13 protein-coding genes and 1 tRNA gene are annotated in these 13,795 nt (G+C 61.0%); 4 read left to right on the top strand and 10 right to left on the bottom strand.

Translation table 11 applies throughout. The features are described from left to right. Positions 1–217: 217 nt before the first annotated feature. Positions 218–1,432, bottom strand: a complete 1,215-nt coding sequence (locus GNP00_RS20790; RefSeq protein ID WP_166016261.1) for an MFS transporter — start codon at positions 1,430–1,432, stop codon at positions 218–220. Positions 1,433–1,444: 12 nt separating this feature from the next. Continuing rightward, positions 1,445–2,269, bottom strand: coding sequence for an aldo/keto reductase (locus tag GNP00_RS20785; RefSeq protein WP_011582365.1), 825 nt, complete (start codon positions 2,267–2,269; stop codon positions 1,445–1,447). A 190-nt stretch (positions 2,270–2,459) separates the two neighbouring features. Between GNP00_RS20785 and GNP00_RS20780 the strand changes: the two genes are divergently transcribed. Then, entirely contained in the window at positions 2,460–3,395 is a 936-nt protein-coding gene (locus GNP00_RS20780) for a LysR family transcriptional regulator (protein WP_011582366.1), read from the top strand. A 61-nt stretch (positions 3,396–3,456) separates the two neighbouring features. On the opposite strand, the gene GNP00_RS20775 is transcribed toward GNP00_RS20780, so the two are convergent. From GNP00_RS20775 to GNP00_RS20760, 4 genes are all read right to left on the bottom strand, one after another. Beyond that, positions 3,457–4,563 carry a LuxR family transcriptional regulator gene (locus GNP00_RS20775; RefSeq protein WP_011582367.1) on the bottom strand — a complete coding sequence of 369 codons (1,107 nt, stop codon included), beginning with the start codon at positions 4,561–4,563 and terminating at the stop codon, positions 3,457–3,459. A 132-nt stretch (positions 4,564–4,695) separates the two neighbouring features. Further along, positions 4,696–5,082 (bottom strand): hypothetical protein, encoded by a 387-nt coding sequence (locus GNP00_RS20770; protein WP_011582368.1) that lies wholly within the window; start codon positions 5,080–5,082, stop codon positions 4,696–4,698. A gap of 315 nt (positions 5,083–5,397) precedes the next feature. Continuing rightward, positions 5,398–5,474 (bottom strand) — tRNA-Arg (locus tag GNP00_RS20765). A 107-nt stretch (positions 5,475–5,581) separates the two neighbouring features. Then, the gene (locus tag GNP00_RS20760; protein ID WP_011582369.1) at positions 5,582–6,745 is read right to left on the bottom strand and encodes a M20 aminoacylase family protein; all 1,164 of its coding nucleotides are present in this window, start codon (positions 6,743–6,745) and stop codon (positions 5,582–5,584) included. Between the two features lie 185 nt (positions 6,746–6,930). Here GNP00_RS20760 and GNP00_RS20755 point away from each other — a divergent pair, with 185 nt between their 5' ends. After that, a complete protein-coding gene (locus tag GNP00_RS20755) occupies positions 6,931–8,037 on the top strand; it encodes a D-alanyl-D-alanine carboxypeptidase family protein (protein ID WP_041545605.1) in 1,107 nt (368 codons plus the stop codon). Between the two features lie 6 nt (positions 8,038–8,043). Then, a complete protein-coding gene (locus tag GNP00_RS20750; RefSeq protein ID WP_011582371.1) occupies positions 8,044–9,096 on the top strand; it encodes a GTP-binding protein in 1,053 nt (350 codons plus the stop codon). Positions 9,097–9,142: 46 nt separating this feature from the next. Here the strand turns inward: GNP00_RS20750 and GNP00_RS20745 are convergent, their stop codons facing one another. The 4 genes from GNP00_RS20745 to xerD all read right to left on the bottom strand — a co-directional run bounded on the left by GNP00_RS20745 (position 9,143) and on the right by xerD (position 12,859). Continuing rightward, on the bottom strand, positions 9,143–9,400 hold the full coding sequence (locus GNP00_RS20745) for a sulfurtransferase TusA family protein (RefSeq protein WP_041544828.1): 258 nt from the start codon (positions 9,398–9,400) through the stop codon (positions 9,143–9,145). Then, complete coding sequence (locus tag GNP00_RS20740; RefSeq protein ID WP_041544829.1) at positions 9,384–10,676, bottom strand: L,D-transpeptidase family protein; 1,293 nt, start codon at positions 10,674–10,676, stop codon at positions 9,384–9,386. The genes GNP00_RS20745 and GNP00_RS20740 overlap by 17 nt, the downstream gene beginning before the upstream one ends. Positions 10,677–10,886: 210 nt before the next feature. Continuing rightward, positions 10,887–11,837, bottom strand: a complete 951-nt coding sequence (locus GNP00_RS20735; protein WP_011582374.1) for an acetyl-CoA carboxylase carboxyltransferase subunit alpha — start codon at positions 11,835–11,837, stop codon at positions 10,887–10,889. Positions 11,838–11,932: 95 nt separating this feature from the next. Continuing rightward, entirely contained in the window at positions 11,933–12,859 is a 927-nt protein-coding gene (gene xerD, locus GNP00_RS20730) for a site-specific tyrosine recombinase XerD (RefSeq protein ID WP_011582375.1), read from the bottom strand. A 337-nt stretch (positions 12,860–13,196) separates the two neighbouring features. Here xerD and GNP00_RS20725 point away from each other — a divergent pair, with 337 nt between their 5' ends. Continuing rightward, a complete protein-coding gene (locus GNP00_RS20725; protein ID WP_011582377.1) occupies positions 13,197–13,784 on the top strand; it encodes a shikimate kinase in 588 nt (195 codons plus the stop codon). Positions 13,785–13,795: the final 11 nt, after the last annotated feature.

Genomic DNA, 13,795 nt, shown 5'->3' with positions numbered 1-13,795 from the left:
TCGAGCACATAGCTTTCCGATCGGCTGCTCACGCTTGCATCGTTCTCAGCTGATTGAAGGCCGCAAGCACCTCTTGCCGTGCCTATTCATTTCTCTTGAAGCTGCGCCGGACCAAGCAGCACGCCCCGCTTGCCGAAAGGCTGGGCGGGGCGTGTTTTGCGTTTGGATCGGCCGCTATGGACGCAGGCTTTCCAGACCAAGCCCACCCAACCCCGCTTTAGGCTCCACACATCTTGAGTCGTGGGGATTTCTCGCGGCCGCCGATGAGCACCATGCCAAGACCCGCGGAGGCGAGCAGGCCGCCAGCGATGGAGACCGCCGCATAGCCAAGATCGAGGCTGATAACTCCAGCGCCGATGGCCGCTCCCAGCGCGTTGCCAAGGTTGAAGGCTCCGACATTGATGGAGGAGGCCAGGCCCGGCGCTTCCGATGCGGCTTGCATCACCCGCATCTGCACCGGCGGGACGATGGCGAATGCCGCAGCGCCCCAGACAAGGAGACCGATGGCCGCCCCCGCATGAGTGCCAAAGGCCAGCGGAAGGACGAGCATGATCACGGCGAGCGCACCGAGGAATATTTTGGTCGCGCCATCGAGCGACCAGTCGGCCAGCCGCCCGCCCAGCCAATTGCCGATGGTAAAGCCGATGCCGATCAACGCGAGCCCAATGGTGACGAAACGGTCGGACGCGCCGGTGAGGGTCTCAAGGGTAGGCGCGACATAAGTGTAAAGCGTGAACATCGCCCCCGCCCCCATGACGGTGGTCGCCATCGCAAGCAGCACCGTGGGTCGAGTAAGCACGCCCATCTCGCGCTTCAGATCCGGCATCGAGCCGCGCACGCCCTTTGGAAGAGCGGTCCAAAGCGCCGCGATGGCTGCGATACCGATAAGTGCCGTTCCGGCGAAGGCCATGCGCCAGCCGATCTGCTGGCCAACCCAGGTCGCTGCCGGCACACCGCCGATATTGGCGATAGTCAGGCCCATGAACATGGCGGCCACGGCGCTTGCCTGTTTTTCTTTCGGCACCACGCTTGCCGCCACCACCGCGCCCAGGCCGAAGAAGGCGCCGTGATTGAGGCTGGTGACGAGACGGGCAGCGAGCAGCGTAAAGTAGCCCGGAGCCATGGCCGACATCAGATTGCCGATGGTGAAGATAACCATCAGAAGGATCAACGCCGTACGCTTGCCGAAACGGCTGAAGGCGAGCGTCATGATCGGCGCGCCAATCATCACGCCGATCGCATAGGCGCTGATGAGGAGCCCCGCCGTCGGGATCGAAACATCGACCCCCTGCGCGATGACGGGCAGAAGCCCCATCGGCGAGAACTCGGTCGTGCCGATACCGAAAGCGCCGATCGCAAGAGCGAGAAGCGCCCAGCGGGGGGACGAGGATGCTTCGGCCGTCGTTCCGGCCGTCGAGACATTGGCGTTCATGATTGAAGCTCCTTAGGCGTCCCAATCAGGAGCAAGGCCGGGAGGGCTGACGAGCCGCCCGTCGGGGCGGGCAAGCTTGGCGATGGCGGCCATATCGGTTTCATCAAGGGCGAAATCGAAGATCGCGATGTTTTCCGCGACGCGTGCAGGGTTAGCCGTTTTGGAAAGGGCGACATAGCCCTGCTGGACAAGCCAGCGTAGCCCAACCTGTGCGGCGCTCTTGCCGTATCTGGCGCCGATCTGCTGCAGTACCGGGTCCTTCGGCACAGCGCCGTCGGCCATGCCGTAATAGGCGGTGACTGCGACAGCGCTGTCCCTTGCGGCCGCGACAAGCGAGTGCTGGGGCAGATAGGGATGCAATTCCACCTGGTTGGTGACGATCGGCGCGGCCGAGCGGGCGATCGACTCCCGCATCTGCGCGATGTTCTGGTTGGATACGCCGATAAACCGGGTCTTTCCGGCGTCCTTCACGGCATTCAACCTCTCGATCTGCGCCGCCACCGGAACCTCATGGGCCGGCCAATGCAGGAGAAGGAGATCAACCTGATCGACCTTCAGCTTTTCGAGGCTTTCGTCGACAGAAGCGGCGAACTTGTCGGCGCTATAGTTATCGACCCATACCTTGGTGGTCAGAAACAAATCCTCGCGGCGGGCACCGGCACGCTCCAGCGCCCGGCCGAGCGCGGCTTCGTTCTGGTAGATTTGAGCAGTGTCGAAGTGGCGGAAGCCGGCCTCGAGCGCGGCCGGGATAATGCGCTCCACCTCTGCGTCGGACATTCGGAAGACGCCGAAGCCGAGAGCAGGGATGGTCGCGCCGTGAGCGGTGACGGTTTGCATTGCGAAAGTCCTTCTGGATTGGTCAAACGGCCTTGCCGTGTCGGATCCCGAGCGCCATTCGCCGGGAATGCGGGGTGGAATCGAGCGCGGACGCGTTTGTCATGCGCGGTCAAATAAGGCGTATTCGGGGGCTTGATAATCCGCTCGATTCCCACATCATCTGTGAAACAAAATCATAAATGAGGCGCCGATGGACAACCGGACCTGGGAAATGCAGGTGTTCCTGCGCGTTGTGGAGACGGGCAGTTTTTCGGAAGCCGCGCGGCTGCTGCGCATGACGCCGTCTACGGTCAGCAAGCTGATCTCGCGGGTGGAGGCACGGCTCGGAGTGCGTCTTGTCGAGCGCTCGACCCGGCGTCTGTCGCTGACCACGGAGGGGCAAATCTACCATGAGCGCAGCCGGGCACTGCTTCAGGAGCTCGACCTGCTCGAGCGGGAACTTTCCTATGGTGCCGCGGCGACCGACGGTACGGTCCGGGTCAATGCCTCGGTCGCATTCGGAGTGCTGGGTCTGGAACCGCTTTTGCCCGAGTTCTGGCGCGCTTATCCCAACATCGTCGTCGATCTATCGCTGTCGGACGAGATCGTCGATCTCTACCTTGATCGTACCGACATCGCTTTCCGCGTGGGACCACTTCCCGATTCCGGCATGATGGCGCGCCGCATCGGCGTGGCTCGCCGCAAGATCGTCGCGTCACCTTCCTACCTTGGTCGCTGCGGGACGCCGCGCAAGGTCGAGGACCTTTCGCGGCACAACTGCCTGGGCTTCAACTTCCGCCGTGCTGCACCCGTCTGGCCGCTCAAGGAAAGCGGGCGAACCGTCGACCGCGTGGTGAATGGCTCACTGCTCGCCAATAATGGCGAGACGGTGCGGCGAATGGCACTTGCCGGTGTGGGGCTTGCCCGCATGGGCGACTATCATGTGCGGGCGGATCTTGCCGCAGGCCGGCTGGTGGAAGTGCTCACCGATGCGGTCGAATCCGATGAAGAAGAGGTTCATGCCGTTTTTCTGGGAGGGCTGCGAATGCCACAGCGCGTGCGTGTCTTCCTCGACTTCGTCGTGCCGCGACTGCAGCAGTTCCTCGGCGACACGCGCCCGGCGAAGATTGCATATGACCTGGAATAACGCTTTGCAAAGCAATGCCGTTAAATAGCCGTTCCTCGTCGAGGAACGGGAGCGGTCCGCCTCAGACACGGCTTCCGGCACGTCCCAACAGCGCCGCCAGTTCCGCCTGCCGCCGCGTATCTGTCTTATCGAAGACTGACTTCAGCTGTGCACGCGCGGTTTCGTACGACACGCCCAGCGAGTCCGCGGCGCGTTTGAGGCCTTCCCCGGCAGCCAGTGCAACCGCTAGCCTTGACTCGGCCGGTGTGAGTCCAAAGGCCAGGCGAAGCCGCACCTCGTCAGGGAGAGGCTGCCTGTCGAGATCGGTCACGAGGAGGAGCGCCCTCGACCGATGGAACACGTCGGCGAACAGGCCGGCTACAGGGAGCGCCTCGAACAGCAGAGGCCTCTTTCCCAGGCGGCGAACGAGCGCGGAACCCGGAAGACACGTGGACAACGAAACGTCGCGCGCCAATAGGCTTCGTATCAAGGCCTGGAGATCGTTGTTGCTGGACCGGTCAGCAGCGGCGAGCTTGCCGCCGCGGATTGCAAGATCGGGGCCAAGCAGTGCCTCGGCGCGGGTGTTGGCGCGCGCGACAGCGCCGCGCCAGTCCAGCAGCAGAGCAGGGCAGCCGATCCGATCGAGCACATCTAGACCGGTCGAGGCCTGCCTCATTGCCAGCTTTTCCGAAAGGGCAGTCATGCGTGCGAAGTGAGGCTTGAGCCCGGAAAGCCGAACGGCGTCATCGCGAGTGAAGTGCCCCTGGCTTCCGTACCTCAACATCGATACTGCCCAAATCCTGCCCTCAACCCGGTATCCGACAGCCGCGAAGCCGTAAAAGTCGAAAGGGAGGTAGAGCTCGTTATAATGCCGCAGCCGCCGCCGCTCCTCGTCGGTCGCAAGATCGTGCTCGATCACAACGCAGCCGCGGGAAAGCAGCGGCCAGCCGCGCTCGCCACGGTAATGGCCTTCGTACCAGCGATGCTTGATGTAGTGGTCAAGGAAATCGGTGTAGTCGTGGGAGGCAGGAACCTTCTCCAGGGCCGCCTTGTCAGCGTCCTTCGGATAGAACATGGTGCAGGCCGCGTCGACCGCGCGGGACAACTTATGAAGGGCATCCGGCCATGTTTCGGGCGCGATAACCGCCTCGTAGCAGCCGTTCACCGCCTTCTCGATGCGTTCCTCCATCAGCCACCCCCGAAGTCGTCGAGCCGCATCCGTCAGCACTCTGCCAGAGCTGAATTCGGTGTCAATTCTACTTCCGAGTGCTGCGGACCGCTCGCATAAACCCAAACGTGCGAGGCTCTCCGGAAGACGGGCTCATACCTCGACGCCTATCGAAACCTCCAATGTCGTGAGTATGTATCCGACTCTTTCGCCTGGAAGCTGCACAGAGGCGAGAGTCCAGATGCGTCCCGTTGGGTCCTCCTGTCTGCTATGCACCTTCTCGACCAGAACTCTTTCGGCAAAGACAGTACACGAGCTTCCGAAATCGGAAGGGAGCAGGCTTTCTCCTTTCACAAGGCGTCCCATGAGGGTGATCGCCGCATCAGCATGGACGCAAAACAGCGTAAGGACCGGCGTTTCCCTGCCGAGTTCGAGAGTCTTCCCGGATCCCGCATGGGAAACATGGATTGACGTAATTGCCACGGCCATCGCCAGCGTCAGTCCCGACGCAAAGCGTTTCAATTCGCAACCAGCGCGCATTTGCCCCCCTTTGCATTCTCAAGGTGGTGAGAACACCAGAGGTCAAACTAAGGGCGGCCACGGAGCCTTGCATCCCCCGATTGGGTTAAGCGGCCTTAAAGAGGCGATCCGTTGTCGTGCTGACGGAGCCGGCTGCTCGCCTACAGTCTCGATTGTCCCTCCGAGCGGGTCAAAAAAGCGGCTTCGACCTTAGTCATCATCTCAGGGATTACCGCCGCGCATGAACGGACCGGCCGGCTCGGACGGACGCGGTAAAGCGCGGAACGCCTCCACGCGAGGTGAAAATGGGATTTGTGGTGCTAAACCGTTGAATGTTGGTGATCCCGGCAGGATTCGAACCTGCGACCCTCAGATTAGGAATCTGATGCTCTATCCTACTGAGCTACGGGACCCATCCAGTGACGCACTCATACCCTGTAGCGGCGGTATAGCCAAGCCGAAATGGACTTCATGCAACCGCTCGCCGCCCCGCCCGAGACATTTTGCCGCCCCGAGTTTTTCACGCTGGAAGCGCACTTTCCACCAACCGAACCCAATAGCTGATCCCATATGGAATGGCTTCGTCGTTGAAGTCGTAGGAGGGATTGTGCAGGCCGGCGCTATCGCCGTTTCCGATGAAGATGAGACAGCCGGGCCGGGCCAGCAGCATGTAGGAGAAATCCTCGCCACCCATCAGGGGTGGGACATCGGTGGCCACATTGGCCGCTCCCGCCACGGCGACAGCCACCTGTGCGGCAAATTCGGCTTCCGCCTGATTATTTACGGTCACGGGATAGTTCGGATCATAATCGATCGCCACCTTCGCCCCATGGGCATGGGCAATACCTTCCGCGATCGTGCGCAGGCGCCCTTCGGCAAGCAAGCTTACCTCTCCTTTAAGCGTCCGAATCGTCCCTGCCATCTCGACTCTGTCGGGAATGATGTTGTGCGCATCGCCACCATGGAACTTGGTGACCGAAACGACGACGGATTCGAGCGGATCCGCCGATCTTGCGGCGATGGTCTGAAGGCCCATGACGATCTGCGCGGCGGTCACAACGGGATCGATTGTCTTATGCGGCATGGCTGCGTGACCGCCCTTACCCTCAACGACGATGTTGAACTCCGCGGTCGAGGCCATGATGGGCCCAGGCCTGATGCCGAAATGCCCGACCGGCATGCCAGGCAAATTGTGCATGCCGAAGACGCGCGTGATCCCGAAGCGCTCCATCATGCCGTCTTTCACCATCTCGTTCCCGCCGCCACCGCCTTCCTCGGCGGGCTGAAAAATAACGGCAGCGGTTCCCACGAAATTGCGCGTCTCGGCGAGATATTTGGCGGCGCCCAGCAACATCGCGGTGTGGCCATCATGCCCGCAGGCGTGCATGCGGCCCGGAACTGCAGAAGCATAAGGCCGATCGACCGCCTCCTGAAGCGGCAATGCATCCATATCGGCGCGCAGACCGATGCACGGGCCTGCGCCGCGGCTGCCGCGAATGATGCCGACCACCCCCGTGCGTCCGAGTCCCGTCACCACCTCATCGCAACCGAACTCACGAAGCTTGTCGCTCACGAAAGCGGCGGTTTCGTTCACGTCGAAGAGGAGTTCCGGGTTGCGATGCAATTGCCGGCGCCACTCGGTGACCTCACCTTGAAGTTCAGCAGCTCGGTTCACAATCGGCATGAAAACTCTTTCCTGTGCTTGCGGTCCGAAGGAATTTAGAAACAATGAAAAGGCGGCCCGTCATGATAACGACAAATTGCATTGGCTACCGCAACGGCGCATTCGAAGATTCGAATTAAGCGGAAGTTTCCTTGGCGCATTGTATGGACAATGTTGGCGGGCGCGCAACACGGAATTGGAACGTCATGAGGCTTTGGCGAAAGAGACAGGTCATCCTGCTGGCAGTGTTCTGCTATTCGATGCTGCACCTGCCTGCTCTTGCGGGACCCTACGTGCTTGTAGATGTTGGCACCGGCCGGGTGCTGGCCCAGGAAAACGCCTTCCAGCGCTGGTATCCTGCCTCGCTCACAAAGCTCATGACCGCCTATGTGGTTTTCCGGGAGCTTGAATCGGGCCGGCTGCAGATCAATTCGCCCGTTCGCATTTCGCAAAACGCGGCGAAGGAGCCCCCCAGCAAGATGGGCTATTCGGTGGGATCGGTGCTGACGCTGGATAACGCGCTGAAGATCTTGATGGTGCTGTCCGCCAACGACATTGCCACCGCCCTGGCAGAGAGTGTCGCCGGCTCCGAAGAGGCATTTGTGGCCCGCATGAATGCAGAGGCACAGCGCTTGGGCATGACGGACAGCCATTTCATCAACGCACACGGGCTGCCTGGCCCTTCGCAATTCACCACGGCGCGAGATCTTGCGATCCTCGCGCGCGCGCTGAGGGCCCAGTTCCCTCAATATGCCAGCTATTTTTCCATTGAAGGCATCCGCAACGGAAAATCCGTCAAGGAAAACACGAATTTCCTGATCGGCCGCTTCGACGGCGCGGACGGAATGAAGACGGGATATATATGCTCATCGGGCTTCAATCTCGTGGCGACGGCGACCCGTGGAGAGCGCACGCTTGCAGCTGTCGTGCTCGGTGCCCAGTCGCAGGTGCAGCGCGCCGAGATAGCCGCCGATCTCCTGACGCGCGGTTTTGAGACCCAGGGTCTGGGAGCACCAAGCATTGTCGACCTTCGCCCCTCCGAACAGGTCACTGAAGACGTCGCCGATATCAGGCCGGAAATCTGCTCCGAGGAAGCCGTGGCCAAACGCATGAAGGAGCGTGACGACGAAGGGCGCCTCATCTTGACCTCCCCTTATGTGCATCCGCTGGAACGCGAGCTGCGGGTGGTGGCCGTCGGGCTTGGCGGCGCGATAGGCGAAGATCCGGCGACGCCGCGCTACGCCAACATTCCGATCCCCACGCCCCGGCCCGCATATCCGCCCCGGCCTGTTGCCGTGCAGCAGGGCGGCTGAGCTGCCGTGGAGACTGCGAGGCCCATAGCACTGGTTGTCGTCACCGGCTTTCTTGGCGCCGGCAAGACCACATTGCTCAACCGCATCCTGAAGGCGCCCAATCTGGCAAATACCGCAGTCGTGATCAACGAGTTCGGCGATGTCTCGCTTGATCACCTTCTAATTGAGCAGTCTGGTGAGGAAATCGTAGAACTGGGCGGCGGATGCCTTTGCTGCACCGTCCGCGGCGACTTTGTGGACCTGCTTGTTTCATTGCCGGACCGCCGCCCGGCACTCGACCGCGTTATTGTCGAAACCACCGGGTTGGCAGATCCCGTTCCGCTACTGCAGTCGGTCATGGCACATCCGCTGCTGTCTCAACTTTACCGCACCGAATGCGTCATTACAGTCATCGATGCTATCACCGGCTCTGCAACACTCGATCGGCACGAGGAAGCGCGCCGGCAGGCAGCCGTCGCAGACCGGATCGTCGTGACCAAGGCTGAACTTGCACCGGAAGACGACCCGGATGCGCTTTTCCGAAAGCTTTCGATCCTCAACGGCAACGCAGAACTGCTGGATGGCCGCGACACATCAGTTGTCGAGATGCTGCTCCGTCCCGCATTCGGCGGACAGAGAACGCTCGCAGGCGAGCAGTGCGGCCACGCCCATGACCATGACCACGATCATGAACACCACCATCATCATGAGGATTTCCAGGGTATTGCGCTCAGGCATGCCGCTGCCTTGCCAAGATTGGTGATCGAAAACTTCCTCGACCTCGTCGCCTCCCAACAGGGAGACAAGATCCTGCGCATAAAAGGTTTGGTGGAAACGGTGGAGCATCCCGATAGGCCCCTCCTCATTCAGGGTGCGCAACAATTCTTCCATGCGCCGGAATTGCTGTCTCGCTGGCCGGACAATGAGCGCGGCACGCGCCTCGTCATTATCGGACGCGGCCTCGATACGGATTATACTCGTAGATTGTTTGCAGCCTTTACAGGCCAGGTGGCGATCGACACGCCCGACCGCACCGCCGTCGAACAGAACCCGTTATCCATACCGGGCTTCAGGGGTTAACTGCCCACCCTGTGCTGCCATGCCGCTGGTTGAGGTCAACCCTCGCCTAATCTTTTCCCTCGCCGCGCTCGATGAGAAAGCGGTGCCCGCCCGGCATGTTTTCTGTCTCAAGAAGACGATGATTATCCTGGTTGCAGAAGGCGGGAATATCGATCACGGCAAGAGGGTCGGTCGTTTCGACCCATATGCGCTGACCAGCCGGCATGCCGGCAAGGCGCTTCTTCGCCTTCAGCACGGGCAAAGGGCAGTTAAGCCCCTTAAGATCATAAACTTCCACTATATTCGCTTCACCTGCGTAGCGCATTCCAGAGCCTGCTCATGCGGCCGCCCTGCTCGGGAGCCGGCTGCACCTGAACGGTGGGAGCGGAGGCCTCGCTGTTGGGATTGGGCGTCGGAACAGGCGTGGTTCCCGTGATGAGCGGCGTGGCACCCACCTCGACCTGTGATTCCGCCACCGTTGCATTCGCTTCGTTGTTCGCAATCCCGACCTGAGCACGCTGTTGCTCCTGCGCGGGGGCGGCGGCGGCAGCGGCCTGGGTTTGTGGAGATCCCTGAGACACTGCCGCATAGGCCGAGACAGGCGTGGAGATCAGGGGTTTGGATTTCGCAACCGTCACCGGATTCAGCGAAGGCGGCTCACGGCTAACCCTCTCACCGCGGCTGCGGCGGCGGCTCCAATCGGCCACCAGCATCGCTTCCTCAACGCCGGCTATGGTCGGCTTCGGTTCCTTCTTCGACCAGCTCCACGCCGCTTTTGAGATGGCAAGATCCTGCTTCTTCTTATAGGCCTGATAGGCCATCAACAGCCCTTCAGGCTGCGTCGAGGGCGGGCAGGCCGCCGTCGGCTCGAAAGTATAGCCTTCCGCTGCCACACGGTTGAAGACATATCGCGCTTCGCAAACATCGACCTTGGGCGGCGCCTTGGTCATCTCGAAATGATCATAGCCTTCCTTCAGCATCTGCCAGAAAGGATAGTTCGGATCGTTCCGGTAGCGCGCCATGTTCTGTGCCGTCATGCGGAACGGAAAGGCCTGGAATTGAAAGGCTTCCTGCCCGCCGCGAAATGCATCACGCGCGAAGGCGTAGATTTCCTCCACCTGCTCGTCGGTCATGGAGTAGCAGCCCGCTGAAGAGCAGGCGCCATGCACCATCAGGTGCTGGCCGGTGCGGCCGTTCGCGCGGTCGTAAGCGTTGGGGAAACCGATATTGAAGGACAGATGATAGCTGGAATTCGGATTCATCTGCTGCGGCCGGATGGTATAGAAACCTTCCGGCGCCTGACGGTCGCCTTCCGTATATTTCGGCCCGAGCTTGCCGGACCATTTGCAGATCTCGTAGCTCTTTACGAGGTCGTAGCGTCCGTCCTTTTTCTGCTTCCAGACCTCGAGCACGCCCTCTTCCTTGAAGACACGCATCATGATGGGGGCATTCGTGCTCATGCCCTTCGCCTTGATGATTTCCGTGACTTCCGGCGGGAGCTTCCGCTCCGCTGCCTTGGGCGCGAGGTCCTCAAGGGATCCGCTGCATCCGACGAGAATGAAGGCCGGCAAAAGCACAGCACAAGCAAAACGGCTTTTCATGCAAAAGTCTCGGGTCCTGGTCGCCATTCCCCTCTCCCGGCGCAGGAGGCGGGTGTCCCCACTACTAAATACCCGTTAGGCTTTACAAATCATTACCAGCAACAGGCTATTACCGCTTATCCTGAAGCACAGAACAAGGCAAGATTATAACAAGTCACGAATATCTTCCGCCCCGAACAGTCCTGAGAAGTGCCGCTTGGAATCGGCTTCCTACAGGCTGCGGCCAATCGCCAGGAACTTCTCCCGCCGCTGCTCGCGAAAATCTCCCACCTTCTCGGCAAGCTCGCGAAAGCCGTTCTCGATCGTCTCGCCGGTGGTCCTGATAACGACGTCCGAAGCCCGGTGCGCGCCGCCGACCGGCTCGGGAATGATGCCATCGATCACCTTGAGCTGAAGAAGATCCTGCGCGGTGATCTTCATATTGGTCGCCGCGTCTTTGGCACGGGTGGAATCGTGCCACAAGATCGATGCGGCGCCCTCCGGCGAAATCACCGAATAAATCGAATGCTCCAGCATATAGACGAGATTGGCCGTGGCGATCGCGATGGCGCCGCCCGAGCCGCCCTCGCCGATGATGACGGAAATATTGGGGACCTTGAGGCTTAGGCATTTCGACGTGGATCGCGCGATAGCCTCCGCCTGGCCCCGCTCCTCAGCACCGATCCCCGGATATGCGCCCGCGGTATCCACCAGGCTTACGACCGGAATGCCGAAACGGTCGGCCAGATCCATGATCCGCACCGCCTTACGATATCCTTCGGGGCGCGCCATGCCGAAATTGTGCTTGAGCCGGCTGTGGGTGTCATTACCCTTTTCCTGGCCGACAATGGCGATGGATTGCCCCTTGAAGCGTGCAAAGCCAGCCACCACTGCCTCGTCCTCGCCATAGGCGCGGTCGCCCGCAAGCGGGGTGAAATCCGTGAAAAGCGCCCGCACATAGTCCATGCAGTGGGGCCGGTCGGGATGGCGGGCGACCTGAGCCTTCTGCCACGGGGTCAGCGCGCGGTAGACATCCCGCAAGGCGTCCTTGGAGCGCCGCTCAAGCCGGGATATCTCCTCGGCAACGTCGACCGCCTCCCCGCTTTCGCTGAGCTTCTTCAGTTCCAGGATCTTGCCTTCGAGGTCGGCGACCGGCTTTTCGAAATCGAGATAGTTGTACATTCACCCGCCAAAAAATCGGACACGAGACACCGCGGTTAGGCATTTTCAGGGCGCCACGCCGCTAAAAAACGTGGTTTCACATAGCGGTCATGACGCTAATCGGCAAGCGGGTGGTGCTTCTGCACCAGTTCCTGCAGCCGTTTTTCCAGCACGTGGGTATAGATCTGCGTGGTCGAGATGTCGGCGTGGCCAAGCAATTGCTGCACGGCGCGCAGATCCGCGCCGTTCTGCAGCAGGTGGCTGGCAAAGGCATGGCGCAGCACATGTGGGGAGATTTTGGCCGTTGAAATTCCCGCGCGTCCGGCCAGGCCCTTAAGCTCGCGCGCGAAGACCTGACGAGAGAGGTATCCGCTTGCCGATACCGCCGGGAACAGCCAGGGGCTGTTCGCGAAAGAGGGATGCCGCGCCCGCTCCTTGAGCCACAAGGCCACCGCTTCACGCGCCTTGGCGGAAAGCGGAACCATGCGCTCCTTGCCTCCCTTTCCCCGCACGGTGAAGAAGCGCTCGTCCCTTAGAGCCACTCTGAGCGGCAGGCTGACCAATTCCGAAACGCGCAGACCCGAGGCATAAAGCATTTCCAGGAGCGTTGAGAGCCGTTGGGCAGCGACGCGCGCGGGCGTGCCCGCTGGCGCCTCTCGTGCCTCGTCCGCTGCCCTTTCGAGAAGCGCGTTCATTTCCGATTCGCTTAGCGTCTTGGGCAGGGGGCGGCCCTTCTTCGGGCTGTCGAGCACGCCGGTGGGATCATCGTCGCGCATGCCTTCGGAATAAAGGAACTTGAAGAACTGACGCAGCGAAGAAAGCTTGCGCGCCTGGGTTGTCGAGGCGAAGCCGCGCGCAGTCATGTCCGCGAGGTATTTGCGGATATCAGCGGCGCTCGCCTTGAAAACCCCGCCGCAAGGCGCTTCGAGGTAAGCGTCCGCGTCTCCCAGATCCCGGCGATATGAGGCGAGTGTGTTGTCGCTCGCGCCCCGCTCGGCCGCCATCATCTCCAGAAACGCTTCAATCTTCGCGCCGCTCGCCATTTTCATCCTGCCTTGCAAGTCGAAATTACTAAGCGAAGAACGCAAACAATTTCCAAACAGCGCTGGCGGCAGGCATTCACCGCCGGTCGAGCCGTTCCGGTGGAATAGGCACCACGATTTCCGTCTGCCTCGGCGTCACAAAGGTCGCCAAGGCGTACATAACAGCGTATGCAAGCACAACGAGAATAGCGAGCTTCGTCAGAAGCCGAAAAAGCGTAGGCATATCCACCCTTTGTAGTCCCAGACGCTTATCTACCGCCGAGTCGGCCAATGCAAGCGGGCGGGTCGTTATCCCAAATGCTTGACGTGTCCCAGTTTTCGTGTCGAAAGCTGTGGAATGATGTCGTCGGCCAAATCCACCCCGGAACTCGATACAAACGCCGTGCTGAAGCAGCTGGGGCGGCGCAGCATCGTTTTTGTCGGGCTGATGGGCGCCGGCAAGACCGTCGTCGGGCGCAAGGTGGCCGGGATGCTGGGGCTGCCCTTCATCGATAGCGATCACGAGATAGAATCCGTGTCCCGCATGTCGATACCGGAGCTCTTCGCCGGCTACGGGGAAGACGAGTTCCGGGCGCTTGAACGCCGGGTCATTGCCCGGCTGCTCAGGGACGGTCCGAAAGTTCTTTCCACCGGCGGCGGCGCATTCATGAGCGAATCCTCACGCCGTGCCATCCTGCGCCAGGGAGTATCGGTCTGGCTGAAAGCCGATCTCGACACGCTCATGCAACGTGTCGCAAAGCGGCAGGACCGGCCCCTGCTCAAGACCGATGATCCGCGCGCGGTAATGCAGCGGCTGATCGAAATCCGCTATCCGATCTATGAACTTGCCGACATAACCGTGCGTACGCGGGACGACCCGAAGGAAGTGATCGCCTCTGAAGTCCTTGAGGGAATTGCCGCATTTCTGAAGAAAGGCGCCAGATGAAGGAAAACCGC

It is taken from the genome of Chelativorans multitrophicus (assembly GCF_011317445.1).
GTDB lineage: Bacteria > Pseudomonadota > Alphaproteobacteria > Rhizobiales > Rhizobiaceae > Chelativorans > Chelativorans multitrophicus.
The sequence above is the reverse complement of the archived record's forward strand: the minus strand, read 5'-3'. Positions and strand labels throughout refer to the sequence as shown.

Excerpts from the sequence above, each read along its gene's own strand:
- GNP00_RS20760 (WP_011582369.1), bottom strand. The coding sequence starts at position 6,745 with ATGCCGATTGTGAACCGAGCTGCTGAACTTCAAGGTGAGGTCACCGAG.
- GNP00_RS20780 (WP_011582366.1), top strand. The coding sequence starts at position 2,460 with ATGGACAACCGGACCTGGGAAATGCAGGTGTTCCTGCGCGTTGTGGAG.
- GNP00_RS20740 (WP_041544829.1), bottom strand. The coding sequence starts at position 10,676 with ATGAAAAGCCGTTTTGCTTGTGCTGTGCTTTTGCCGGCCTTCATTCTC.
- GNP00_RS20735 (WP_011582374.1), bottom strand. The coding sequence starts at position 11,837 with ATGTACAACTATCTCGATTTCGAAAAGCCGGTCGCCGACCTCGAAGGC.
- GNP00_RS20745 (WP_041544828.1), bottom strand. The coding sequence starts at position 9,400 with ATGCGCTACGCAGGTGAAGCGAATATAGTGGAAGTTTATGATCTTAAG.
- GNP00_RS20790 (WP_166016261.1), bottom strand. The coding sequence starts at position 1,432 with ATGAACGCCAATGTCTCGACGGCCGGAACGACGGCCGAAGCATCCTCG.
- GNP00_RS20775 (WP_011582367.1), bottom strand. The coding sequence starts at position 4,563 with ATGGAGGAACGCATCGAGAAGGCGGTGAACGGCTGCTACGAGGCGGTT.
- GNP00_RS20725 (WP_011582377.1), top strand. The coding sequence starts at position 13,197 with ATGATGTCGTCGGCCAAATCCACCCCGGAACTCGATACAAACGCCGTG.
- GNP00_RS20770 (WP_011582368.1), bottom strand. The coding sequence starts at position 5,082 with ATGCGCGCTGGTTGCGAATTGAAACGCTTTGCGTCGGGACTGACGCTG.
- GNP00_RS20755 (WP_041545605.1), top strand. The coding sequence starts at position 6,931 with ATGAGGCTTTGGCGAAAGAGACAGGTCATCCTGCTGGCAGTGTTCTGC.
- xerD (WP_011582375.1), bottom strand. The coding sequence starts at position 12,859 with ATGGCGAGCGGCGCGAAGATTGAAGCGTTTCTGGAGATGATGGCGGCC.
- GNP00_RS20785 (WP_011582365.1), bottom strand. The coding sequence starts at position 2,269 with ATGCAAACCGTCACCGCTCACGGCGCGACCATCCCTGCTCTCGGCTTC.